The sequence below is a fragment of the Magnetospirillum molischianum DSM 120 genome, from assembly GCF_000294655.1.
Taxonomy (GTDB): Bacteria; Pseudomonadota; Alphaproteobacteria; order Rhodospirillales; family Magnetospirillaceae; genus Phaeospirillum; species Phaeospirillum molischianum.
Map to the genome: position 1 here is coordinate 39,987 of NZ_CAHP01000012.1, position 20,504 is coordinate 60,490.

Genomic DNA, 20,504 nt, shown 5'->3' on the forward strand with positions numbered 1-20,504 from the left:
CGACTCCGCACAAAAGGGAGGAAGGCGATGTCAAATCCGTTGCGGTATCTTCCGGCTTTGATTGCGACGATCGGGCTGGTTGGTTGCCTGTTGCCGTTCGGTGATACGTCCGGTCACGAATACGGTAATTTGCTGTCGGTGCCCGATGCCTATGCACAGGCCAGCAAATTCACCGGCATGATGAGCTTTGGCGATTCGACGGGAGATTCCGCGTTACCTGTCTGGATCGCGCGGCTGGTCTATCTTGTCCCGCTGGCCGCGCTGGCGGTGATTGTTCAGACCCTGCGCGGGGGGCCGGGGCGGGGACTCCAGGCGCTGGCAGCAGCGACCTGGATTGCGGTGCCGGTCTTCGTTCCCTATCTCGCCTCGCGGGCGATGATCGAATCGATCCCGGTTCTGCGTGAGATGTCGAAAGTGTTCGGTGGCGGGGCCGAATTTTCCGTCGCTCTGGGGACTGGCGGATGGGTTCTGGTTATCGCCGCGATCCTGATGACGCTGTCGGCTCTCAATCTACTGCGACAAGCGGGCGACCGTTAGAGAGACCCGTCTCAACAATCGAACGCCGCCGGAACATCGGTTCCGGCGGCGTCTTCCTGTCTGCCAACCCTCGACTTGACCCGTTGGATCGCCTCAGAACGGGAAGACGATATCGAAGATTTCCTGGCCCCAGCGCGGCTGGGTGATGTCGCTGACCATGCCGCGTCCGCCGTAATAGACTCTGGCCTCGGCAATTTTTTCCGAGGAGATGCTGTTCGACGAACTGATGTCCTCGGGGCGGATGATCCCCTGGATCGACAATTCGCGCATTTCGTAATTGACCCGGAATTCCTGCCGTCCCGAAATCACGAGATTTCCGTTAGGCAACACTTGGGTGATCACCGCCGCCATGGTGACGTTGATCGTTTCGGAACGTGTGGTCGCGCCGTTGTTGAGGGCGACCGACGTGGCCCCCAGATTGGCAAGGCTGGCAAGATTGGCTCCGCTGGGCAGCACGCTGGCCAGACTGTTCTCGAAGCCAGCCAGATTAGCCAACTGCGCGTTTTCCTTGCTGGAGCGATTGTTGTTGAGCTGGCTGGTGAGCGAGGCGTTATCGGCGATCGAGACCGCGATGGTGAGGATGTCACCGACATCCTTGGCCCGCTGATCCTTGAAGAAGGCGCGCGCTCCGGGACGCCACAGCGAATTCGCGTTCTGGGGCGGAGCAACCGGCTGAGGCATTGGCATGCTGATCGGCTGATAGCCCTGCTTCTGGGTCGGATTCTCGATCCGTGAGATTTCGGGGCCAGACCCGACTTCGGACATGCGGCTTAGTGTATTACAGGCCGACATTCCGCCCAGCGTCGCCAAGCTGAGGCCGACGCGGAACAGGCGCGATAGGGAGTCGTGGCGGCTCATGATCGATTACCTCCGCAAGGACCTGCCGGATTAGTAGGCCTGGGCACGTTGGCCAGCCGGGATCACCGACACTTGCCCCGGTCCTTCGACCCGAGCGTCCACGACTTGCTTGCTTTGAGCATTGGTCACCCGGATCACATCGCCGACGCTGCCGTCCTCGGTGGCGCGGCCCTGAGCGCTCAGTACCATGAACGGGGTCCGGACGATAATCGTGACAGCACTGTTCTTGGCAACGGAAATGGGCTTTTGGATTTCGGCGGTACGGATCGGGGCGCCAGCACGCAAGGGATAGCGTGGCTCCTGTCCGACCACTTGGCGCAGGGTGGTCACGACGTCGCGACGAACCACTTCCTCGCGCACCTCGACCCACTCGATATCGTTTTCCGCGATTACTTCGCCACGTGCCATCGGATGGGCCAGGACCGGGATGCGGGCCGAAGCGAACACAGAGCCGTTGACCTTGAAGCGGGTGGCGTTGGCGGCACCGGCCGGAACCTCGACCACCGCCGAGAAACGGTTCATTCGCGGATCGTAATTGAGATCGCGGATGCCGATCGTCTGATCGGTGTTGACCGGAACCAGAATCCGCAGCGAGCCACGGTTGGACAGTTCGATATTGGCCCCGGCGGGGGCACCTTCGAGGCTTAACGCCTCGCGCAATTCGGTCTCGACGGCGCGGATGTCGATGGTCCGTCCGGCGCGTTCGATGGTGGTGCGGTCGAACGGAGTGGCGGGACGCCAATCGAGATTGTAGGCGTTGGCGACGGCGGCCAGCCAGCGGGCTTCGAGGGTGATGTGCTTGCCCGGCTCGGGAGCCTTGGCCAGCGGCACCTCGGCCTTCTCTCCTGCGTTCTCCCACAGGTCGCCAAGACGGATGACGTCGGCTTCCAGCGTCACCGCAGGGCGGAGCTGCGGCGGCAAAGCCGCTACGGTTCCGGTCCCGGTTCCGGCGGCGACCGCCCCCCCGCAGGCCATGGTGGCGAGCAGAGCCAGGGCGGCAATGAGGCGCAGGGGGCGAAGGCTGGTCATGACGTGCCTCGCTATTTCATCTGGTTGATGGTGCTCAGCATCTCGTCGGATGCCTGGATCACCTTGGAGTTCATTTCATAGGCACGCTGGGCGCCGATCAGGTTGGTGACCTCGGAGACGACATTGACGTTCGAGGTTTCGAGAAAGCCCTGAAGAACCGTGCCGAAGCCGGGCTTGCCCGGCGTCTGGACGATCGGCTGACCCGAGGCGGGGGTTTCCATGAACAGGTTGTCGCCGCGCGCTTCCAGACCGGCGTCGTTCGCGAAATTGGCCAGGGTCAGCTGTCCCTTGACCGAGCTGGCGATCTGCCCATCCTGCTTGACGATGACCTGACCAGTCGAATCGATGGTGACGTTGACCGCGTCCGAGGGGACGGTGATCTGTGGCTGGACGGTATAGCCCTCGTGGGTCACGATGACGCCATCGGGTGACAGCTGGAACGAGCCGTCGCGGGTATAGGCGGTTTCTCCCGACGGCAGCTTTATCTGAAAATAGCCCTTGCCCTGGACGGCGAGGTCGAAGCTGTTGTCGGTGTTCTGGACGCTGCCATGCTCGGTGATGCGGTAGACGGCGGTGGTCTTGACGCCCAGGCCGAGCTGTACGCCGGTCGGCACGATCGTGCCGGTATCCGAGGATTGCGACCCGACCCGACGCAGGTTCTGGTACAGCAGATCAGTGAACTCCGGCCGCCGACGGGTATAGGCGGTCGTGTTCATGTTGGCGATGTTGTTCGAGATGACCTCGACGTTGGTCTGCTGGGCCAGCATTCCGGTAGCGGCGATGTTCAGAGAGCGCATGGTGGAAACCCTTCCCCTCGGTTCGTTCCGGTCAGGCCGACTTTGCGTTTGACAGCGTCGAGATTGCCTTCAACTGACGCTCGTGTTCTTCATCCAACATCTTCTGCACACCCTGATAGTCGCGCAGGATTTGGGTCATTTTGGTCATTTCGATCACCGGCTGGACGTTGGATTCTTCCATCATCCCCTGGACAATGGAAGGACGTTCCACCGTTTCGGCGGTTTGGGTGGTTTCGTAAAGCGAGTCGCCCGCATTGCGCATTTCCTGGTCGTTGGCGAACTTAACGACCTTCAACTTGGTCACGCGCCCGTTCTCGGTGGTGACAGTGCCGTCGCCGGCAACTTCGATCTGCGTTTCGTTGGGCGCGAAGATAATCGGCTGGTCGCGCTCGTCCATCACCGCGAAGCCCTGCGAATTAACCAGCATCCCGGTCTGGTCGAGGCGGAAATGGCCGTTACGGGCATAGCGCATCCCGGCCTCGGTCTCGATTTCGAAATAGCCGTCGCCGTGGATGGCGAAATCAAGCGGATTGTCGGTCCGGGTCAGCGGTCCTTCGCGGGTATCGCGCAGCACCGAGACGTCCTGAACGAATGACAGTTTTCCGCCCAATGCCCGTTCGGTCGAGCGGGTCGGCACCAGATATTCGCGGAACATCATCTCCTCGCCCTTGAAGGCAGGGGTATTGGCATTTGCCATGTTGTTCGCCACGACATCGAGCTGACGCCACAGGGCGGCTTGACGGGACAGGGCAATGTAGGAGGTGTTCTGCATGGTCTGAATACCTGCTGGCGGAACGCTACGCAGACCTCTATGCAGAACCCGTGCCAGATGGTGGGGGAGGGGAAATGGCGGAAAACGACGCATAATCATCATGATCGGGGCAGCGCTTGCCGGGCAGTTATTGCCGGGTTCCCTCGCGATTGCTATCGTGACCCCGCCTGAGCTTTGCGCAGGGTCCGCAACCTTATCTTAACCGCCGTGGGGCTAACCTTCCGCCACAAACGCGCGAAGGCCGTTTCCTGTAGTCCCGCACTGTCGACGTCGGAAGAGAGCGATGACCGAAGACCTGGAAGAAGATTTCGACGATAACGACGGTGCCGAAAGCGGTGCGGAGCCATCCCAGAGCAAGGGCGGGCTAAAGAAAATCCTGCTGATCGTCCTGCCCATCCTGCTGCTGGTCGGCGGGGGTGCCGGGCTGTATTTCTCGGGAATTCTTGACAAGCTGCTGGGCGGGCACAAGGAAGAGGCCTCGACCGAGTCCTCGGCACCGTCGCCGGTTGCCAAGGCGGTGCAGGCCGCCGCCTTCATGGATCTGCCCGAGATGCTGGTCAACCTCCAGACCTCTGGGCGCAAACAGGCGTTCTTGAAGCTGCGTGTCGCGTTGGAGCTTGAATCCGTCGCCGACCAGCCCAGGGTTGAGCAGATGATGCCGCGTATCGTCGATTATTTTCAGGTCTATCTGCGTGAATTGCGGATCGAGGATCTTCAGGGCGCGTCGGGGATGAACCTGCTGCGTGAAGAATTGCTGACCCGAGTCAATGCCGCGGTAAAGCCGGTTAAGGTCAGCGATGTTCTTTTTAAGGAAATGCTGGTCCAGTGATCGGCAGCCGGTTTTCCGGCGCAAATCGGGTCCACGAGCGGTCGGCGGGATATTCCTCACATGACAAATCAGGATGAAGGCGGTCAGAGCCGCAGCGCCGAAGAAGAAGAAGCCCTTATGAAGGAATGGGCGGCCATGGCCGAAGACGGCGGTGGCGAGACTCCGCCAGCGGCCGAGGGCGGTGGCGGCGGCGATGCTGTGGCCGACGAGTGGGAGGCGATGCTGAGTGCTGGCGGCGGCGGTGAGGGCGAGGGCGATGCCACCGCAGCCGTTCCCCGCGAGGCCACCCGCGTGCTGAACCAGGATGAAATCGACTCGCTGCTGGGCTTCGACGAAGACGGCGGCGGTGCCGGAGACAAGTCGGGTATCCAGGCGATTCTAAACAGCGCACTGGTCTCCTACGAACGTCTGCCGATGCTCGAAGTCGTTTTCGACCGGCTGGTGCGCATGATGTCGACCTCGATGCGCAACTTCACCTCGGACAATGTTGAGGTTTCGCTCGACAATATCCTGTCGTTGCGATTCGGCGATTATCTGAACTCGATCCCCCTGCCGGCGATGCTGGCGGTGTTCAAGGCCGAGGAATGGGACAATTTCGGTCTGTTGACCGTCGATTCCTCGTTGATCTACTCGATCGTCGATGTGCTGCTGGGGGGGCGGCGCGGGACTGCCGCGATGCGAATCGAAGGTCGTCCCTACACCACCATCGAACGCAATCTGGTCGAGCGGATGGTTCATGTCGTGCTGTCCGATTTGTCGGCGGCGTTCGATCCGCTGTCGCCGGTGACGTTCCGATTTGACCGGCTGGAGACCAATCCGCGCTTCGCCACCATTTCACGCCCCAGTAATGCCGCGATCGTCGCCAAGCTGCGAATCGACATGGAAGATCGCGGCGGACGTCTGGAATTGCTGCTGCCCTACGCCACCCTCGAACCTGTGCGCGAACTGCTGTTGCAGATGTTCATGGGCGAAAAGTTCGGCCGAGATTCGATCTGGGAAACTCACTTGGCCGAAGAATTATGGATGACCGAGGTCGAGCTTGAGGCGGTGTTGGACCAGCAAGTCATGAATTTGCGCGATGTCCTGGCTTGGAAGCCCGGTTCGAAGCACATGCTGAACGCCACCCCGGACTCTCAAGTCGAAATGCGCTGTGGTCAGGTTGGCATGTTCCGGGGACGGATGGGACGCAAAGGGCAGCATATCGCCATCCGGGTTGATGAAACCAGCCGGCGTGACAAGGGGTAAAGGTACGTGGACTGGAAAGTACTTCTCGATATTGTTGTTTCGGTGCTGATGGTTGCCACCATCGCCTATGCCACCCGGCTGAATTCCCGCTTGGCGGCCCTGAGGAAAAACCGTGACGATCTGGCCCGAACCATCGTCGGTTTCAACGAAGCCACCTTGCGCGCAGAATCCTCAATCCCCAAGTTGCGCAAAGCGGCTGATGAAGCGGGCCAGTCCCTTCAGGAGCGGGTGGAGAAGGCGCAATCCTTGCGTGATGACCTCGCCTTTATGATCGAACGGGCCGACACGATGGCCAATCGGCTGGAAAATGCCGTCCGTTCGGCTCGTGTCGAAGGTCCAGCGCGGAGTGGAGCCGAGACTGCGGCGGCTTCCCGTGCACCAGCCTCGGGTCCGGCTCCATCTCCGGGTCCGGCTCCATCCCTCGCTTCGGGACGCCCGTCCCCGAGTCGGTCGGCGCAGCAGGCGGCGGTAGCTTCGGCTTCCGCTGCTGCTGAGTACGGGCTTGATGACGAACGGTCGGAAGCCGAGCGCGAGTTGTTGCGCGCGCTTCAGGCAATGAGGTGAAAACGGTACCATGGCACTGAAAGGCAAATCGAAGGCGACGTCGCAAGGAACCGCACCCAATACCGATGGCGGCGGTGGGCGGGCTCCGATTGTACGAGTCTTGCCCGTACTGATTTTCTTCGGCGTGCTGATGTTGTCGGTGCGGGTCACCGATTTGTTCATGGGCCTGAGCGGGTTGGGGCTGGGGGCGGTGTCGGTGGCCGAGTTGCAGGCACAACAGCCTCCTAAGCCTGCTGCTACGCCCGCCACCGCCCCGGCGGCACCCGCGGCACCTGCGGCACCGGCTACAGCCCCAGCCGCCGCACCTCCCGCTGCGGGCGATGCCGCCGGCGAAGGCCGGACGCAGACCGAGATGGATGTGTTGGAGAAGCTGCGCGAACGCCGGACCGTGCTCGATTCCCGCGAGCGTGACGTCGAGCGGCGCGAGGAGATGCTGCGCGCCGCCGAAAGTCAGATCGATCGCAAGGTCGCCGAAATGAAGACCCTCCAGAGCACGATCGAGGGACTCTTGCGGCAATATAATGACCAGGAAGACAACAAGATGCGGTCTCTGGTCAAAATATATGAGAATATGAAACCCAAGGAAGCCGCCAAGATCTTCGAACAGCTCGATATGAGTATCCTGCTCGAAGTTGTCGAACGTATGAAGGAGCAGAAGGTCGCTCCGATCATGGCTGAGATGGACCCGATGAAGGCAAAAGGCGTAACAGCCGAACTGGCTCAGCGTCGCCAGATGCCGGCACCGAAGGGCGCTTCTGGGGGGTAAGTGAACGGGATGTGCGTAAAAATGGCTTGCGCAGGTGTATGGGCCTATCTTAACTAAGTGTATTCGTTAGTGTGCCGGTTGCTCGGTTTCTGGCGAGTGTGTCTCGAAGGAGCGGATGGATGGCTGTCGATAAGAATATGAACGTCCTCATTGTGGACGATTACAAGACGATGTTGCGGATCATTCGGAACCTGCTCAAGCAGCTTGGTTTCAACAACGTCGATGAAGCCACCGATGGCGCAATGGCACTCCAGATGCTCCGAGTCGGGACTTATGGTCTGGTTATTTCCGACTGGAACATGGAGCCGATGACTGGGTTGCAGCTCTTGCGAGAAGTTCGCGCAGATCCCAAGCTGAAGCCCGTTCCCTTTATCATGGTCACCGCCGAATCCAAGTCGGAAAACGTTATTGCCGCCAAGGAAGCCGGTGTCTCTAACTACATCGTCAAGCCGTTCAACGCCGAAACGCTGAAGAACAAGATGACCAGCGTTCTGGGTGACTTCTGACGGTAGAGGGAGGTCGCGTCATGTCAAGCAAGGGCGTTGACCGCGACCTTGAGTTGCGTCTTGAGGAGATCCGCCGTGAGCACGGCGACACCGTTCACGTTGATCAGATCGGCGAGGTGGTTCGCTCTCTCCTCGACTCCATCGCAGGCGATATCAGTGCCGGGGATCTCCGCCTCTATCGTGAGGTCGAGTCTCTGGCGCAGTACATCCACGCCGCGCGAGAGGAAATCGCCGCCCTGCGTCCCGGCGACATTAAGCACCGCTTCATCGCGTCCGCCACCGACGAACTTGACGCCATCGTCGGGGCGACCGAGGCAGCTACCAACGAGATCATGGATGCCGCCGAGAGTTTGGAAACGGTGACCTCCTCTCTTGAGCCTGGACCCGCCGAGGCGCTGGCTGATATCACGACCCGCATCTACGAGGCCTGCACCTTCCAAGACATTACCGGTCAGAGAATAACCAAGGTGGTCAAGGCTCTGAAGGATATCGAAGACCGGGTCGAGGGGTTGGTTCGGATGTTTGGCGCCGAGTACGAAAAAGACGCCGGAACTAAGGATAAGCCCGAGGCGCCACCGAGCGATCAGGATCTCCTCAACGGCCCTCAGCTTCCCGCCGCCGCCGCTAATCAGGCCGATATCGACGCGCTGCTGGCCAGTTTCGACTAGTCGAACATGGCGGATTCGCCCCGATCGACCTTGCCCCTGCGGTTTTTCCGGATGCGGTGGGGCCTCCTTGCGCTTGCGATTGTCGCGGCGGTGCCTGGTCTTGCCTTGGCTCAGGCTTCATCGCCGTCGCCGCGCGCTGCCGCTCATGACGGCTATGGCCGCATGGTGTTCGATTGGAATAGTACGGTCGGCTTTACCGCCGAGCAGGCCGACGGGCAACTGGTGCTTCGGTTCGACAAGCCGATCGTCGGTGACCCGAAGGCCGTGGTCAAGCCGCTGTCCCGCTATCTGAAAGGGGTTCGCCTTAGCCCCGACCGCACCGTCGCCACCTTTCCACTGACCGGGCCAGTCCAGATCAAGACGTCACGTAGCGGTAACGCGGTTGTGATCGATCTCAGTGAGGACAAAACGCCGCCCGCCGCCACTCCACCCGCCGCCCGACCTGTCGCCGCCACCGCGACGATTGCGCAGGCAGCGGCTCCAACTTCGGCTCCAGCCGTTCCCGCCATCGAACTGATGGTGAGGGGGGGCGAACATACCGGCTTTAACCGTCTGGTGTTCGATTGGCCCAAGCCCGTGGGGTATACGGTCGAGGAGACCGGGGACAAGGTTACGGTTGCCTTCGACCGTCCGGCCAACCTTAACGCCACCTCGCTCCGTGCGTCATTGCCGCCCGATGTTGGCTTTCTTGAGGCTCGTCCGGCCGGAAAGGGCACGGCGGTGGTGTTATCGCTGCCGCAAGGCATGCGTGTCCGTCATTTCACCAGCGGTCCCCGTGTTGCGCTCGATCTCGTCCGCGCCGCCGGTACAGCGCCGCCGCCGCGCGCCAATGGCGCGCCGCCGCCGCCGCTGGCTCCCGCGCCGGGCAGCACCGATCAGCCTCCAGCGCTTAAACCTCTTGCTCCCGCCGCGCCGGCGCCGCTCGCCAGTCTGGATGAGTCGGCGGTGCCGCAATCTTCCGCCCCGGTGGGGAAGATGGTCAGTCTCGGTTTTGCTTTCGACAAGCCGACTGGTGCAGCCGTGTTCCGCCGTGGCGGTTGGCTCTGGGCCGTGTTCGACATCAAGACGGAGATCGACACCAAGCTGTTGAAGCGCACCGGCGGCGATGTGGTCCAGCATGTTGAACAGATACAGGGAGGGAAGGGGACGGCGGTGCGGATGCTGACCTCGCCGGGCTTCAATCCTTCTGTCCGCAAAGAGGGGCAATTGTGGGTGCTCGATATCCACGAGCAGCCGCTTTTGCCCAAAACCGCCGCCGCTGTATCGGCCCAGATGGATTTCCAGGATCGCGGACGGTTGGTGATTGCCGCCGCCGATGGTTCTCCGGCGATGGCGGTGCGCGATCCCGAGGTTGGCGATATCATCCAGGTGGTAACGGTGCCGACGATTGGTCTGGGCGTTCGCGCCGGGCGTGACTATCCTGGCGTCGAGTTGTTGACTTCGGCCCAGGGCGTCGCGGCTGTGGGGCGTGCCGATGGGGTGCGGCTCGATCCGTCGAAGTCCCAGGTCGAGGTGGCAATGCCTGGTGGGCTGTATTTGACCCAGCCACCGCCGCCGCCGCCCGAAGCCTCTGGGGTCGAGACTCCGGTGGCCGATCCTGAAGGGCCACAAGAGACCGGGCCGCTCGACATTTCAAAATGGATGCGGGGCGGCAACGATACCTTTGTTGCCGATCGCCGCAAGCTGTTGCAGCGGATGACGACTCGACATTTCAAAATGGATGCGGGGCGGCAACGATACCTTTGTTGCCGATCGCCGCAAGCTGTTGCAGCGGATGACGACGTTGCGACCCAATGACCGCAATCTCCAGCGGTTGGAAATCGCCCGTCACTACCTTGCCAACGGTTTTGCTCCCGAGGCGTTAGGTGAATTGCGCCTTTTGGCCGCCGCCGACCCGGCGATCGTCGAGACTCCGACCTTCCGCGCAACGCGGGGTGCCGCGAACTTCCTGGCACGTCACGATGCCGAGGCAATTGCCGACCTGTCGCTCCCCGCCTTGAAGGACGATCCTCGCGTGCAGTTGTTTTTGGCGGCGGCAATGGCCCGCTCCCAGCCCGATCCGGCACGCCAAGCTCTGACACTGCGCCTTGCCCCCGAGGAGATCAAGGGCTGGCCGCGCACGCTTCGGATGGAACTGGGCGAGGTTGCCGCCCGCACCGTGGCCGGGGCTGGCGACGGACGCGGTGCCAACCGGATCATCGACGCGATGATGGGGCCGGGATTGCAGCGCCGCGATGTCGGGCGATTGTCCTATTTGGGCGGTCTGGCCTCGGTCGCGGGTAAGCAGTACGAGCAGGCGATCACCCGCTTCCGCGATGCCGAGGCCAGCGATAGCCGTCCTGATCGTGCCTATGCCACGCGCGATCGGATCGAGTTGATGTTGAAGCTGGGCAAGATCACCCCGCTAGAGGCGATTGCCGAACTGGAAAAGATGCGCTTTGCGTGGCGCGGCGAGGATTTTGAATTCCAGTTGATGAAGCGGATCAGCCAGCTTCAGGTTGAGGCCAAGCGCTATGGCGAGGGATTGCGCAGCATGCATACGCTTGCCGCCAATTATCCCGATCATCCCGACATCCCCAAAGTGATGGAGATGATGAGCGAGGCGTTCACCCGCCTGTTTCTTGACGGCGAGGCCGATAAACTGCCGCCGGTTACCGCCATTGGTCTTTATGACGAGTTCCAGGAACTGACGCCGCCGGGGGAAAAGGGCGACGAGATGATCCGTCGTCTGGCCGATCGTCTGGCCTCGGTCGATTTGCTGGAGCGTGCGGGCGATCTGTTGCGCCATCAGGTCGAGTTCCGCCTGTCCGGGCTGGACAAGACGCGGGTGGGAACGCGTCTGGCCTTCCTCAACCTGTCCGACCGCAAGCCCGGTCTGGCCCTGGAGGCGCTCGATTTGAGTGAGGGGCCGGATATTCCGACCGATCTGGCGGCGCAGCGTCGGTATCTCCGGGTGCAGGCTCTTGACGATCTTGGCCGCTCGGCCGAGGCGCTGGCCCTCATCATCAACGACCAGAGTGAGGAAGCCCGCCGCCTCCGTGGCGAGATCAATTGGCGTCTGAAAAAATGGCCCGAGGCGGTCGCCGCGATGGAAAGCACGATCGAGAGACCGTTCGGCAACCGTCCGCTTGATCCGAAAATGGCTCGTCGCGTGCTCGATACCGCCACCGCGATGACGCTCGGACATGACGAACGCGGGTTGGCCCGGTTGCGCCGCACCTTTGGCGATCTGATGGCCAAGACCGATCTACGCGAGGCGTTCGACTTGCTGACCAGCGAGCCGGAACGCGGTATTGCCGATTACCGCCGCATTGGTGACAAGGTTAAGCAGGTCGAGGAATTCCAGACCTTCATGGGCGATTGGAAAAACCGGGTGAAGGCAGAGGGCCTGTCCTCGATGAATTAGGGGGGAACGATGTCCCGATATGCTGGCGTCATCGCCTTGGTGCTGCTGCTGTCTGGCTGTGGTTCCGCCTTGCCTCCGCCCGAGGCGGTTCGGCTCGATCCGGTGCCGGGGGTGTCGCCACCCCTGTCGGCACGGGTGATGATCTTTGCCGGTCAGGGCGATCTTGACCGGAAATTGCGGTTGCAGGTCACCCGACTTCATAGCGAGGATGGCACCGTGAAGGACGGCGCGGCACTGGCTTCTGCCGCCCGAACGATGTTGTCGAAGGCGTTTTCTCGGGTGGAAATCAACGACCCTTCGATCCGGCCCCAGATTGTGGTCCGTCTGTACGGCAAGGGGATGTGGTCGAAGCCGGATACGCAACTGGTGGTCGGCTGTGGCATCGATGTCTTTACCGCCGATGGGTTCCCGCTTGGCAATTTCGGCAATCGGTTCGAGGTCGGGAGCGGTGACTATGAAAGCACCCTGACCGCGAGCTATGCCCAATGCCTGAAACGTCCCGTCGAGCAGTTCCTGGCTTCGTCGGGGTTGGCTCGGCTGGCTGCCACTGGATTCCGCGATCCGCCTCCGGTGGCGGTTGAACGCTGGATGCAAACCCTGGGGCCGATTCCGTCACCGCGCTGATCTTTGCGGTTCTGCTTGCAGCGATAAAGGTTTTGCGAGACCTTAACCGAAGGGTAAGCGGCGGGGGGACGGTTTTGACAAGTTCGACCGATCACAATGTGCTTCTCGCTTGGGATAGCCCCCGGTTCGCCGCAACGACGGCTCGATCCCGTATCCTTGTCGTTGACGATAATGACGTCAGCCGGACCGTCGCCGCAGATTTGCTTGAACGGAGCGGACATAGCGTCGTGACCGCTGTGGACGGGCCATCAGCCATCGCCGTTGCCCGTGACGGCCGTTTTGATCTGATCCTGCTCGACATGCAGATGCCGGGGATGGATGGCATCGAAGCCGCCGAAGTAATTCGCGCGTGTCCCGGCGCGGCGGGGACGGTGCCAATCGTTCTTTTTACCGCCACTCCTGTCGCCTCAGACGAACCACGCTGGCGTCGGGCCGGAATTCAGGGCTGTCTGTCCAAGCCGTTTCGGATTGATCGTCTGGTTGACCTTCTGGCTTCTCCGGTCTCCCCCGCATTGCTGTCCGAAAGTAGTTTGCCGCTAGTGGCTTTGTCCGATCTGGCGCTTGACCTGGGGGCTCTGGGGCACGACCGGATGGCTGGGCTGGCCGATCTGTTCCGTCATTCTTCTGGAGTCGATCTGGAGCGGTTACTGATCCTCACCGGAGAAGGCAAGGTCGGCGAGGCCGGAGCGGTGGCGCACCGGATGGCTGGCGCCGCTGCCAGCCTGCATCTCCATCCGTTATCGACGCTTTGCCGTGAGATCGATGTGGCCGCCCGAAACCAGGATCTCGGCGCCGTGGCTCCCTTGGTTAAGGAGGTGTCCGCCTTGTGGCATCGGTCGCTCGATGCGCTGGTGTTGGCTTTGGACGAAGCGGAGTAGGGGCTCCAGTCTTGTCGCGAGGGCCTTAAAAGTTAAAGCCCCGCGCCAGGGTGTGGAGCGCGGGGCTTTTGACTTTAGTTTTCCGATCTCTGGGCGGGGAGTTCACTCTCGCCGGTCGATCAGGGGTAGTGGCTGTTGAGTCATAGGGATCATGACACCGCCGGGATTACCACAGCATGTCGGATAGATGATATTTTTGTAATGCGTCGAAGGCGCTGCCCTGTAGGCCGGGCAGAGAAATAAATCGCCCACAGGCGTGCCTGGGACGTTTAGCGCCCGCATCGCACAGACGCCCTCCGAATCCCTAAGAAACCGGATTTCCGGCTAGGGTCGAAGTGGCGTCCGTAGCGAAGCTGTAGCGGAGCAAAACTGACACGAATCAGCGACGAACGGTCCCGCCAACCGGCGGCACCGCGCGCTGTCGGGCCGTTTAGAAACCTTCGCGTTCCAAACGCTTGCGTTCCAGCTTACGGGCACGACGCACGGCTTCGGCCTTTTCTCTGGCGCGGCGCTCGGACGGCTTCTCGTAATTGCGACGCAGCTTCATTTCACGGAAAACCCCCTCGCGCTGCATCTTCTTTTTGAGCGCCTTAAGGGCCTGATCGACGTTGTTGTCACGAACGAGTACTTGCACGTTTCGCCACCGCTCCTCTACGCTTGAAAAGCCACCCCATCGCACGGCACAACTGCCGTCCGGGAAGGCGCTTGATATCACAGTGACGGTTGCTTGGGAAGGGGCTAGGGATATGCAAATCGATCCGAGCGCAAAACGCGACGATTTGGTGCTGGCTGCACTGCCTCATATCGCCTTTGACGGTTGGTCTGACGCGGCGCTGTCCGAGGCGGCGCGCGACCTCGATTACCCGCCGCGGGAGGCGTTGCGGTTATTCCCCGGAGGTCCGGCAGAGGCGTTGGCTCATTTCGTCGAACTGGCCGACCGGATGCTGGCCCAGGATTTTGCCGTACAGGGGCCGCGCGGCGGCAAAGTGGACGAACGGGTGTTTGTTGCGGTCAAGATGCGGCTGGACCGTTGGTCGGCGCACCGCGAGGCGATCCGCCGGGGGGTGGCGCTGCTGGCTCTGCCGCAGAACCTGCCTTTGGCGGCGAAGCTGGGGTGGGGCACCTCCGACGCGCTCTGGCGCGCCGTGGGCGATAAAAGTCACGACGTTACCTGGGCGACCAAGCGTGGGTCGCTGGCGGCGCTCTATTCCGCCACGCTGTTTTTCTGGCTGGACGATATGTCGGAGGATTCGATCGATAGTTGGGCGTTCCTGCGCCGCCGCCTGCTCGACATGGGCAAGCTGCCGCGGCTGCGCCATCGGGCCGAAGTGATGCTGCGCAGCAGCTTGTCGTCGTTCCGGCGCAAGACGCCGTGGGCACGCAGTCGGCTACCGCGTCGCGCCGCCGGCTGCTGAGAGCCACGGCTGCGGTGTAGCCACGAAAAAACCCGGCGAGGAATTCCTCGCCGGGTTTGTCGTGGGTGGCTTGGCCGATCAGATCAGTTCTTGCCGGTGCCGGTCTTGCGCGCGTTATCGATCAACTGGCGGAAGGTGGTCTGGTCGAGCGCGCTGGACAGGATGCGGTCGCCAACGATGAAGGTCGGGGTGCCGCCGATATCGAGCGCGCGGCCGAGGTCGAACACCTTCGACAACTGGCGATCAATCTCGGGGTTGGTGATGTCCTTCTTCAGCTGTTCGGCGTTGAAGCCCTGCTCGCTGGCAATACGCAGCACCGCCTTCTCGTCGAGGCGGCCGCGGAACTTCATCAAGGCACGATGGAGATCGTCATATTTGGCCTGGCTTTGTGCCTTGGCCACCAGGGCGACGCGGGCGGCGAACACCGAGTCCGGGCCAAGGATCGGATATTCCTTGTAGACGACCCGAACCTTGCCATCGGCCTTGACCGCTTCCCACAGGGCGTCGAAGGTCTGCTTGCAGAAGCCGCAATTGTAATCGAAGAACTGGACGATGGTGATGTCGCCCTTGGTGTTGCCGCTAACGGGGTCGTCGGCGCTGCGATAAACGTCGTCCTTGCGGGCTTCGAGCATTTTGTGAGCGTCGGCTTCGGCCTGGGCGCGCATCTTCTCGCGCAGAGCCTCAAGCGATTCAGCCAGAACTTCGGGGTGTTCCATCAGGTAGTCGCGGACGACCTTCTTGACCGCCTCGGCCTGCTTGGGGGTCAGCGCGCCGCTGTCCTGAGCTGTGGCCGGGGACGCGGACAAGGCGAGAGCCGACGTCAGAAGAAGGGCGGCAAGGGGCTTGGCGATCATGGGGGCTTCAACCTTCGAAACCATGAGGATGAGGGAGGCATATTGGCCGATGGCCGTCGCCGGGGCAAGCGCCCAGGCGGGAAAAAAGGCCGGACCTATTCGATGTTTTGGACCTGCTCCTTGAACTGATCGATCACGGCCTTCAGATCGAGGCCGATCCGGGTCAGTTCGACGTCGGCGGATTTAGAGCACAGCGTATTGGCTTCACGGTTGAATTCCTGGGCCAGGAAATCGAGCTTGCGCCCGACCACGCCGCCCTGGTCGAGCAGGGCGCCTGCCGCCGCGACATGGGCGGCCAGACGGTCCAGTTCCTCGCGCACATCGACCTTGACCAGCAGCAACGCCACTTCCTGGGCAACCCGTTCCTCGGTCAGGCCGGGAGCGGCGTCCAGCACTGTCGCCAATTGCTGGGAAAAACGCTCGCGGATCGCTTCGGGCCGCAGCGCGGCGCAGGCTCCGGCGCGAGCCGTCAATGCGGCGATCTCGTCAAGTTGGGACTTCAGGACGGCACCGATCCGCGCTCCTTCGTCGTGGCGCATCGCCACCAACTGGTCCAGCACGGTTTCCAGAGAGGCTTTCAGCGCGGTGATGCGGGTCTCGCGCCCGGCTTCATCCTCGGTGGCCTCTGCTTCTGTGGCGGGTTCGATCACGCCACGGAGCGCCAATAATCCGTCCAGCCGCGCCGGAGCCAGTTCGGGTCGCACCGCTTGCCAGTCCCGGCACAGATCGACCAGACGGGTCAGCAGGGCGGTGTTGATCCGCATCTCTCCGGTTTCGCTTTGACGCGACAGGGTCAGCGACAGTTGGACGTTGCCGCGTGCGATACGGCGTGCGGCCGCTTCGCGCACCGGAACGTCCAGTCCGTCGTGACCCGAGGGCAAGCGCAGGCGCAGGTCGAACCCACGGCCATTGACACTTTTGGCCTCCCACACCCAAGAGGTCAGGGAATCGCGCCCCTCGGCGCGGGCATAGCCGGTCATACTGGCGACGCTCACCATCGTTCTCCCATGCTCATCAATGTCATCGTGCCCCATCGGGCCGGGTTGTTGTGTTTCGGGTCATCGCCGTCATTATCCCTTGGCCGGAAGCCGACGGGTCAGACGGTCGGCCAGCGCATCGGGCAAAGCTGCGGCAATCCAACTCAGTGCCGCCATCGGCCAGGGAAAGGCGATGCGGCCGGTATTGGTTGCCAGCTTGCGCCGGATCAATCGGGCGGCGGCGTCGGCTTCCATCAGCAACGGCATCGTAAAGCGGTTGACGTCGGTCATCGGGGTGGCGACGAAGCCGGGGCAGATCACCGAGACGGCCAGCCCATCCGAAGCCAAGGCGCCACGGAGGGCTTCGCCCCACACCCGCACCGCCGCTTTCGAGGCGCAATAAGCCGGAGCGCCGCCAATTCCGCGAAAGCCCGCCATCGAACTCATGATCGCGATCTGGCCCCGGCGGCGTGGCCGCATCACTGCGACGGCTGGCATCACCGTGTTGACGACCCCGTTCAGATTGACGGCGAAAATCGCCCGCGTCTGGTCCACCCCCTCGGTTCCATCAGCGGTTCCGGCGGAAATGCCCGCATTGGCGATGACCAGATCGAGCGGGCGGCGACGGTCGCACGCTTCGATCCAGGCGGCAAGAGCGTCAGAATCGGTGACATCGAGCGTCTCCGCACTGACGTCCGCCCCCCGCTCGCGGCAGTCCTGCGCTACTTTGGCCAGTCTGGATTCGTCCCGTCCGGTCAGAAATAACGTGACGCCGACGCGGGCATAGCCTTGTGCCATGGCTGCGCCCAGACCCGATGAGGCGCCGGTGATCAGGATCGCGGCCGGGTCAGCGTAGGGTGATAGTGAGGGCATGGCGTTCCCCAACGATATCGAATGCGGCCTGATCGAAATCGGGTGGCCCTAGCGGCGCGCTGGCGTCGTTGGAGAACCCATAAGGCTCGGTGGGGACGCCGATCATGTTTTTGTCAAGACGGTCGTTGCCGTTGCGATCCTGGTACAGTGCGATGGCATAACGGCCGGGCGGCAGGTTGGGAAGACTCACGACGACCGTGCCATGGTCCGGGACTTGCGAGAATTTAGCGACCGGCGACTCGCGGCGGTCGAAACTGTCGGCATCGCCAAACACCATGCCTCGGACCGCGCCGTCCGCGGCGGCCCTGGTAATGGTGAGGGTCAGGTCGGCGGCCTGGGCCGCGCCCGCCGAGCATAGCATGATGAGCGACAGCAGGGCCGTCCGCATTCATGATCTCCGGGATTGTTTCTTATTAGGCGAGATTTTTCCGCCACTTAATGTCAGCGCACCCTAGACCGCCCGGCCCCGCCAGCGCAAGCCGCGTGCCCTATGCGTTGACCATGATCCTGTTGCGGCCGGTTTTTTTGGCGCTGTACATCGCCTGATCGGCCTCATCCATCACGAGGTCGAATTCGATCTCGCGTCCGCGTAAATGTGTGATCCCAATGGAAATCGTAACCCGGACTTCTGTTCCGTCTGGAGCGAAGGCCGAACACATCTCGACCCCTTCCCGCAATCTTTGCGCGATATCTATGGATTCTGATTCTTCTGTTTCGACGATCACGGCAGCGAACTCCTCTCCGCCGGTGCGGCCGAAAAGATCAACGTTGCGGAGCGTGTCATTAATGATGTTCGCGACGGTTCGCAAGACCGTGTCGCCAAAGGCATGTCCCCAGGTGTCGTTGATTGACTTGAAGTGATCGATGTCGATCATCAGAAGTGTGAACAGCCTCTGGTAGCGGATCGACCGATCCAACTCGCGCTGGGCCAGTTCAAAAAAGTGACGCCGATTGAACAGGCCGGTCAGATAGTCGGTTCTGGCCGCGGTTTCGGCCTGATTCTTCAGCTCTTTTTCTTCCAAGAGAGTGCGGTTAATCGCCATCACGGCCTGAGTCGCCTCGTGCGCTTCCCGTCGGACTTCACGCGCGCGCACGAATGATACCACAGCGAAAAGGAGTGCGATTAGGAATCCGTCAACGAATAGAACCTGGATGCTACTCCACTTCAAAATCTGGTTGTTCGGGAATAAGTAAGCTGGGATCCAGAATGCTGTATTATTTATAAATATAAACAATAACATGAATTGTATCGTTGATCTGCGTGGCGAGTGCTCTTTTCTCAATAAGAAGGATGTTACGACAAGATAGAGAAGCAAAAATTTTAGATTTATGCTGTTTATTGAATATGCAATCGGATGGTATTCTGTCGCCAGCAGAACGTAATCTAGGGCAAAAATAGATAATATCGCCCGTAATCCCCATATAATATAACGGGGTGGATCATATGGCTTGATCAATTCATGACAGAAGAAGAGGACTGTCGGGCCGATTGACAAGTACATCACGCCGGTAATGAAATCGACCAGCCAGGGGTGTTCAGCCGAGTTGAATGGTGCCAGATACCCTACGGTGGCGATGCCGAATAATGTGTAAACTAACTGATGGAATGCAAATAAAGCAAATACTTTCTGTCTGTCTAAAATGTAGGCGTGAATAGACCATAAGAAAAGGGTTGCCATCGATGTTACGAAAAAGACGATAAGGAGGTCTCTATCGTAATCTTTCTGATCGGCTTCTGCCGGTGTTAGCGCTTCAACATTAAGAACTGCGTGGCGTTCTCCTTCTATGCGCAGATAGACCGTTTCTTCTGGGCTGGCGACATCGATCAGAAAGCCCAGGGATATCTTGGGGCGGTCGCGCTCGCTAAATGGGTGGATGTTGCCGGTTGTCCGCGTTTTCCATCCGTTAGGGGCGGTGGGATCGGCCTGGTAGAGGGTGATATTGTTTATGTAGGTCGGACGGATGAACAGAACGACCTTTCCGTTCTCGTCTGGGGCTCGCACTCGTAGCCGTACCCAATGAACCGATTCGCCGATGTGAATGATCAGGGCGGACTTGAACGCCGTCGCCTCGCTTTTTGTGATGTCGTCGATGGTCAGTGTGCCGGTGAGATCCTTCACCGCCATGCGGGAAACGATGAGGTCGCCCGCAATGGCAGGAATGGCTGACAGGCATCCGAAGATCAGAACGGCAATGGCGAGAAGATGCTTCATTTATCGCTGAAACTTCTAAAAAGCGAATTTATCTATGTATTTATGTTCTGGAGGTTTTGCCTCCGTTACCTTGTGTCTCGGGGGTAGGGTGACCCATCAGTTGCCACGTGACCATGATAGCAAAAGTATTAGCATCCGGCGGGGGCATCCGGAAGCTGCATGACGATATAGCAAATTTGTCGATGCTCCAATCAACTCAGCAGCTATGAGTTGCGGCGCGGAAATGGTTCCGTCGCGGTGATGAGCGGGTGGCCGATGAGGGGCGGCAGGAGGATGTTGGTACTATTTTAGCGAGGGCTTGAGCGCCCGCTCCGGGGTGTCGTCGGCGGGCGTTCATCCATCGATCAGGTTTCGACCTGGGGCACGGTTCCCAATCGTTCGATGAAAACAGGTTCATCGTAATCCCCCATTTCCGGATCGGCGGTTTGGCGGACGACATCGACGCCGGCGACGTTGCCACTGTCCATGATCCTATGGGCGCGCAGGATCGCCTGTGCTTCGGTCGAGTAGGCGATGGGGGGCTGGGGTTTCAGCGCGCCTCTTTTGCCGAGTACGTAGGGTTGGCAAATGAACAGGGTTTCCTGGGCCATGACGAAGGTCCTGTGGACATAATGGGTGGGGCATGATTGATCTCTTTTTGTTCCAATTTCAAGTGCCATTTATTGCAGTACGATGAGTCCGTTAGGTGAACGC

23 protein-coding genes are annotated in these 20,504 nt (G+C 60.9%); 12 read left to right on the forward strand and 11 right to left on the reverse strand.

Annotation, left to right across the window (positions count from 1 at the left end; genetic code table 11):
• The first annotated feature begins 27 nt into the window (after positions 1–27).
• Positions 28–537: a hypothetical protein gene (locus tag PHAMO_RS03705; RefSeq protein ID WP_002726576.1), complete on the forward strand. Its 510-nt coding sequence runs from the start codon at positions 28–30 to the stop codon at positions 535–537.
• Positions 538–630: 93 nt separating this feature from the next.
• Here the strand turns inward: PHAMO_RS03705 and flgH are convergent, their stop codons facing one another.
• From flgH to flgF, 4 genes are read right to left on the reverse strand one after another with little or no spacing between them, the layout of a single operon-like run.
• Positions 631–1,395: a flagellar basal body L-ring protein FlgH gene (flgH, locus tag PHAMO_RS03710; protein ID WP_002726577.1), complete on the reverse strand. Its 765-nt coding sequence runs from the start codon at positions 1,393–1,395 to the stop codon at positions 631–633.
• Positions 1,396–1,425: 30 nt separating this feature from the next.
• Positions 1,426–2,424, reverse strand: coding sequence for a flagellar basal body P-ring formation chaperone FlgA (flgA, locus tag PHAMO_RS03715; RefSeq protein ID WP_002726578.1), 999 nt, complete (start codon positions 2,422–2,424; stop codon positions 1,426–1,428).
• An 11-nt stretch (positions 2,425–2,435) separates the two neighbouring features.
• Positions 2,436–3,221 (reverse strand): flagellar basal-body rod protein FlgG, encoded by a 786-nt coding sequence (flgG, locus tag PHAMO_RS03720; protein WP_002726579.1) that lies wholly within the window; start codon positions 3,219–3,221, stop codon positions 2,436–2,438.
• Between the two features lie 31 nt (positions 3,222–3,252).
• Positions 3,253–3,993 carry a flagellar basal-body rod protein FlgF gene (gene flgF, locus PHAMO_RS03725; RefSeq protein WP_002726580.1) on the reverse strand — a complete coding sequence of 247 codons (741 nt, stop codon included), beginning with the start codon at positions 3,991–3,993 and terminating at the stop codon, positions 3,253–3,255.
• 283 nt (positions 3,994–4,276) lie between these two features.
• Here flgF and PHAMO_RS03730 point away from each other — a divergent pair, with 283 nt between their 5' ends.
• The 10 genes from PHAMO_RS03730 (at position 4,277) to PHAMO_RS03775 (ending at position 13,479) form a co-directional block, all read left to right on the forward strand.
• Positions 4,277–4,822, forward strand: coding sequence for a flagellar basal body-associated FliL family protein (locus PHAMO_RS03730; RefSeq protein WP_002726581.1), 546 nt, complete (start codon positions 4,277–4,279; stop codon positions 4,820–4,822).
• Positions 4,823–4,882: 60 nt separating this feature from the next.
• Positions 4,883–6,067, forward strand: a complete 1,185-nt coding sequence (fliM, locus tag PHAMO_RS03735) for a flagellar motor switch protein FliM (RefSeq protein ID WP_002726583.1) — start codon at positions 4,883–4,885, stop codon at positions 6,065–6,067.
• A 6-nt stretch (positions 6,068–6,073) separates the two neighbouring features.
• The gene (locus PHAMO_RS03740; RefSeq protein WP_002726585.1) at positions 6,074–6,631 is read left to right on the forward strand and encodes a DUF6468 domain-containing protein; all 558 of its coding nucleotides are present in this window, start codon (positions 6,074–6,076) and stop codon (positions 6,629–6,631) included.
• Between the two features lie 10 nt (positions 6,632–6,641).
• Complete coding sequence (locus tag PHAMO_RS03745; protein ID WP_002726588.1) at positions 6,642–7,397, forward strand: MotE family protein; 756 nt, start codon at positions 6,642–6,644, stop codon at positions 7,395–7,397.
• A gap of 119 nt (positions 7,398–7,516) precedes the next feature.
• Complete coding sequence (locus tag PHAMO_RS03750; protein ID WP_002726590.1) at positions 7,517–7,903, forward strand: response regulator; 387 nt, start codon at positions 7,517–7,519, stop codon at positions 7,901–7,903.
• A 20-nt stretch (positions 7,904–7,923) separates the two neighbouring features.
• Complete coding sequence (locus PHAMO_RS03755; protein ID WP_002726592.1) at positions 7,924–8,571, forward strand: protein phosphatase CheZ; 648 nt, start codon at positions 7,924–7,926, stop codon at positions 8,569–8,571.
• A 51-nt stretch (positions 8,572–8,622) separates the two neighbouring features.
• On the forward strand, positions 8,623–10,368 hold the full coding sequence (locus tag PHAMO_RS03760) for a hypothetical protein (RefSeq protein ID WP_155801529.1): 1,746 nt from the start codon (positions 8,623–8,625) through the stop codon (positions 10,366–10,368).
• Positions 10,292–11,977 carry a tetratricopeptide repeat protein gene (locus PHAMO_RS03765; protein ID WP_002726596.1) on the forward strand — a complete coding sequence of 562 codons (1,686 nt, stop codon included), beginning with the start codon at positions 10,292–10,294 and terminating at the stop codon, positions 11,975–11,977. Before PHAMO_RS03760 ends, PHAMO_RS03765 begins: the two co-directional genes overlap by 77 nt.
• Before the next feature lie 9 nt (positions 11,978–11,986).
• Positions 11,987–12,601 carry a putative periplasmic lipoprotein gene (locus tag PHAMO_RS03770; protein ID WP_002726597.1) on the forward strand — a complete coding sequence of 205 codons (615 nt, stop codon included), beginning with the start codon at positions 11,987–11,989 and terminating at the stop codon, positions 12,599–12,601.
• Between the two features lie 98 nt (positions 12,602–12,699).
• Positions 12,700–13,479, forward strand: a complete 780-nt coding sequence (locus PHAMO_RS03775; protein WP_155801531.1) for a response regulator — start codon at positions 12,700–12,702, stop codon at positions 13,477–13,479.
• Positions 13,480–13,909: 430 nt separating this feature from the next.
• Here the strand turns inward: PHAMO_RS03775 and rpsU are convergent, their stop codons facing one another.
• Positions 13,910–14,113, reverse strand: a complete 204-nt coding sequence (gene rpsU / locus PHAMO_RS03780; protein WP_002726599.1) for a 30S ribosomal protein S21 — start codon at positions 14,111–14,113, stop codon at positions 13,910–13,912.
• A gap of 112 nt (positions 14,114–14,225) precedes the next feature.
• Here rpsU and PHAMO_RS03785 point away from each other — a divergent pair, with 112 nt between their 5' ends.
• On the forward strand, positions 14,226–14,894 hold the full coding sequence (locus PHAMO_RS03785; RefSeq protein WP_002726600.1) for a COQ9 family protein: 669 nt from the start codon (positions 14,226–14,228) through the stop codon (positions 14,892–14,894).
• An 83-nt stretch (positions 14,895–14,977) separates the two neighbouring features.
• Here the strand turns inward: PHAMO_RS03785 and PHAMO_RS03790 are convergent, their stop codons facing one another.
• The 6 genes from PHAMO_RS03790 to PHAMO_RS03815 all read right to left on the reverse strand — a co-directional run bounded on the left by PHAMO_RS03790 (position 14,978) and on the right by PHAMO_RS03815 (position 20,401).
• The gene (locus PHAMO_RS03790; protein WP_002726602.1) at positions 14,978–15,748 is read right to left on the reverse strand and encodes a DsbA family protein; all 771 of its coding nucleotides are present in this window, start codon (positions 15,746–15,748) and stop codon (positions 14,978–14,980) included.
• Between the two features lie 95 nt (positions 15,749–15,843).
• The gene (locus tag PHAMO_RS03795; RefSeq protein WP_002726604.1) at positions 15,844–16,746 is read right to left on the reverse strand and encodes a YicC/YloC family endoribonuclease; all 903 of its coding nucleotides are present in this window, start codon (positions 16,744–16,746) and stop codon (positions 15,844–15,846) included.
• 72 nt (positions 16,747–16,818) lie between these two features.
• Positions 16,819–17,598, reverse strand: a complete 780-nt coding sequence (locus tag PHAMO_RS03800; protein ID WP_002726606.1) for an SDR family NAD(P)-dependent oxidoreductase — start codon at positions 17,596–17,598, stop codon at positions 16,819–16,821.
• Positions 17,573–17,986, reverse strand: a complete 414-nt coding sequence (locus tag PHAMO_RS03805) for a DUF2141 domain-containing protein (RefSeq protein ID WP_002726608.1) — start codon at positions 17,984–17,986, stop codon at positions 17,573–17,575. Before PHAMO_RS03805 ends, PHAMO_RS03800 begins: the two co-directional genes overlap by 26 nt.
• A gap of 100 nt (positions 17,987–18,086) precedes the next feature.
• A complete protein-coding gene (locus tag PHAMO_RS03810) occupies positions 18,087–19,811 on the reverse strand; it encodes a sensor domain-containing diguanylate cyclase (protein WP_002726610.1) in 1,725 nt (574 codons plus the stop codon).
• A gap of 344 nt (positions 19,812–20,155) precedes the next feature.
• On the reverse strand, positions 20,156–20,401 hold the full coding sequence (locus tag PHAMO_RS03815) for a hypothetical protein (RefSeq protein ID WP_002726612.1): 246 nt from the start codon (positions 20,399–20,401) through the stop codon (positions 20,156–20,158).
• Between the last annotated feature and the right edge of the window lie 103 nt (positions 20,402–20,504).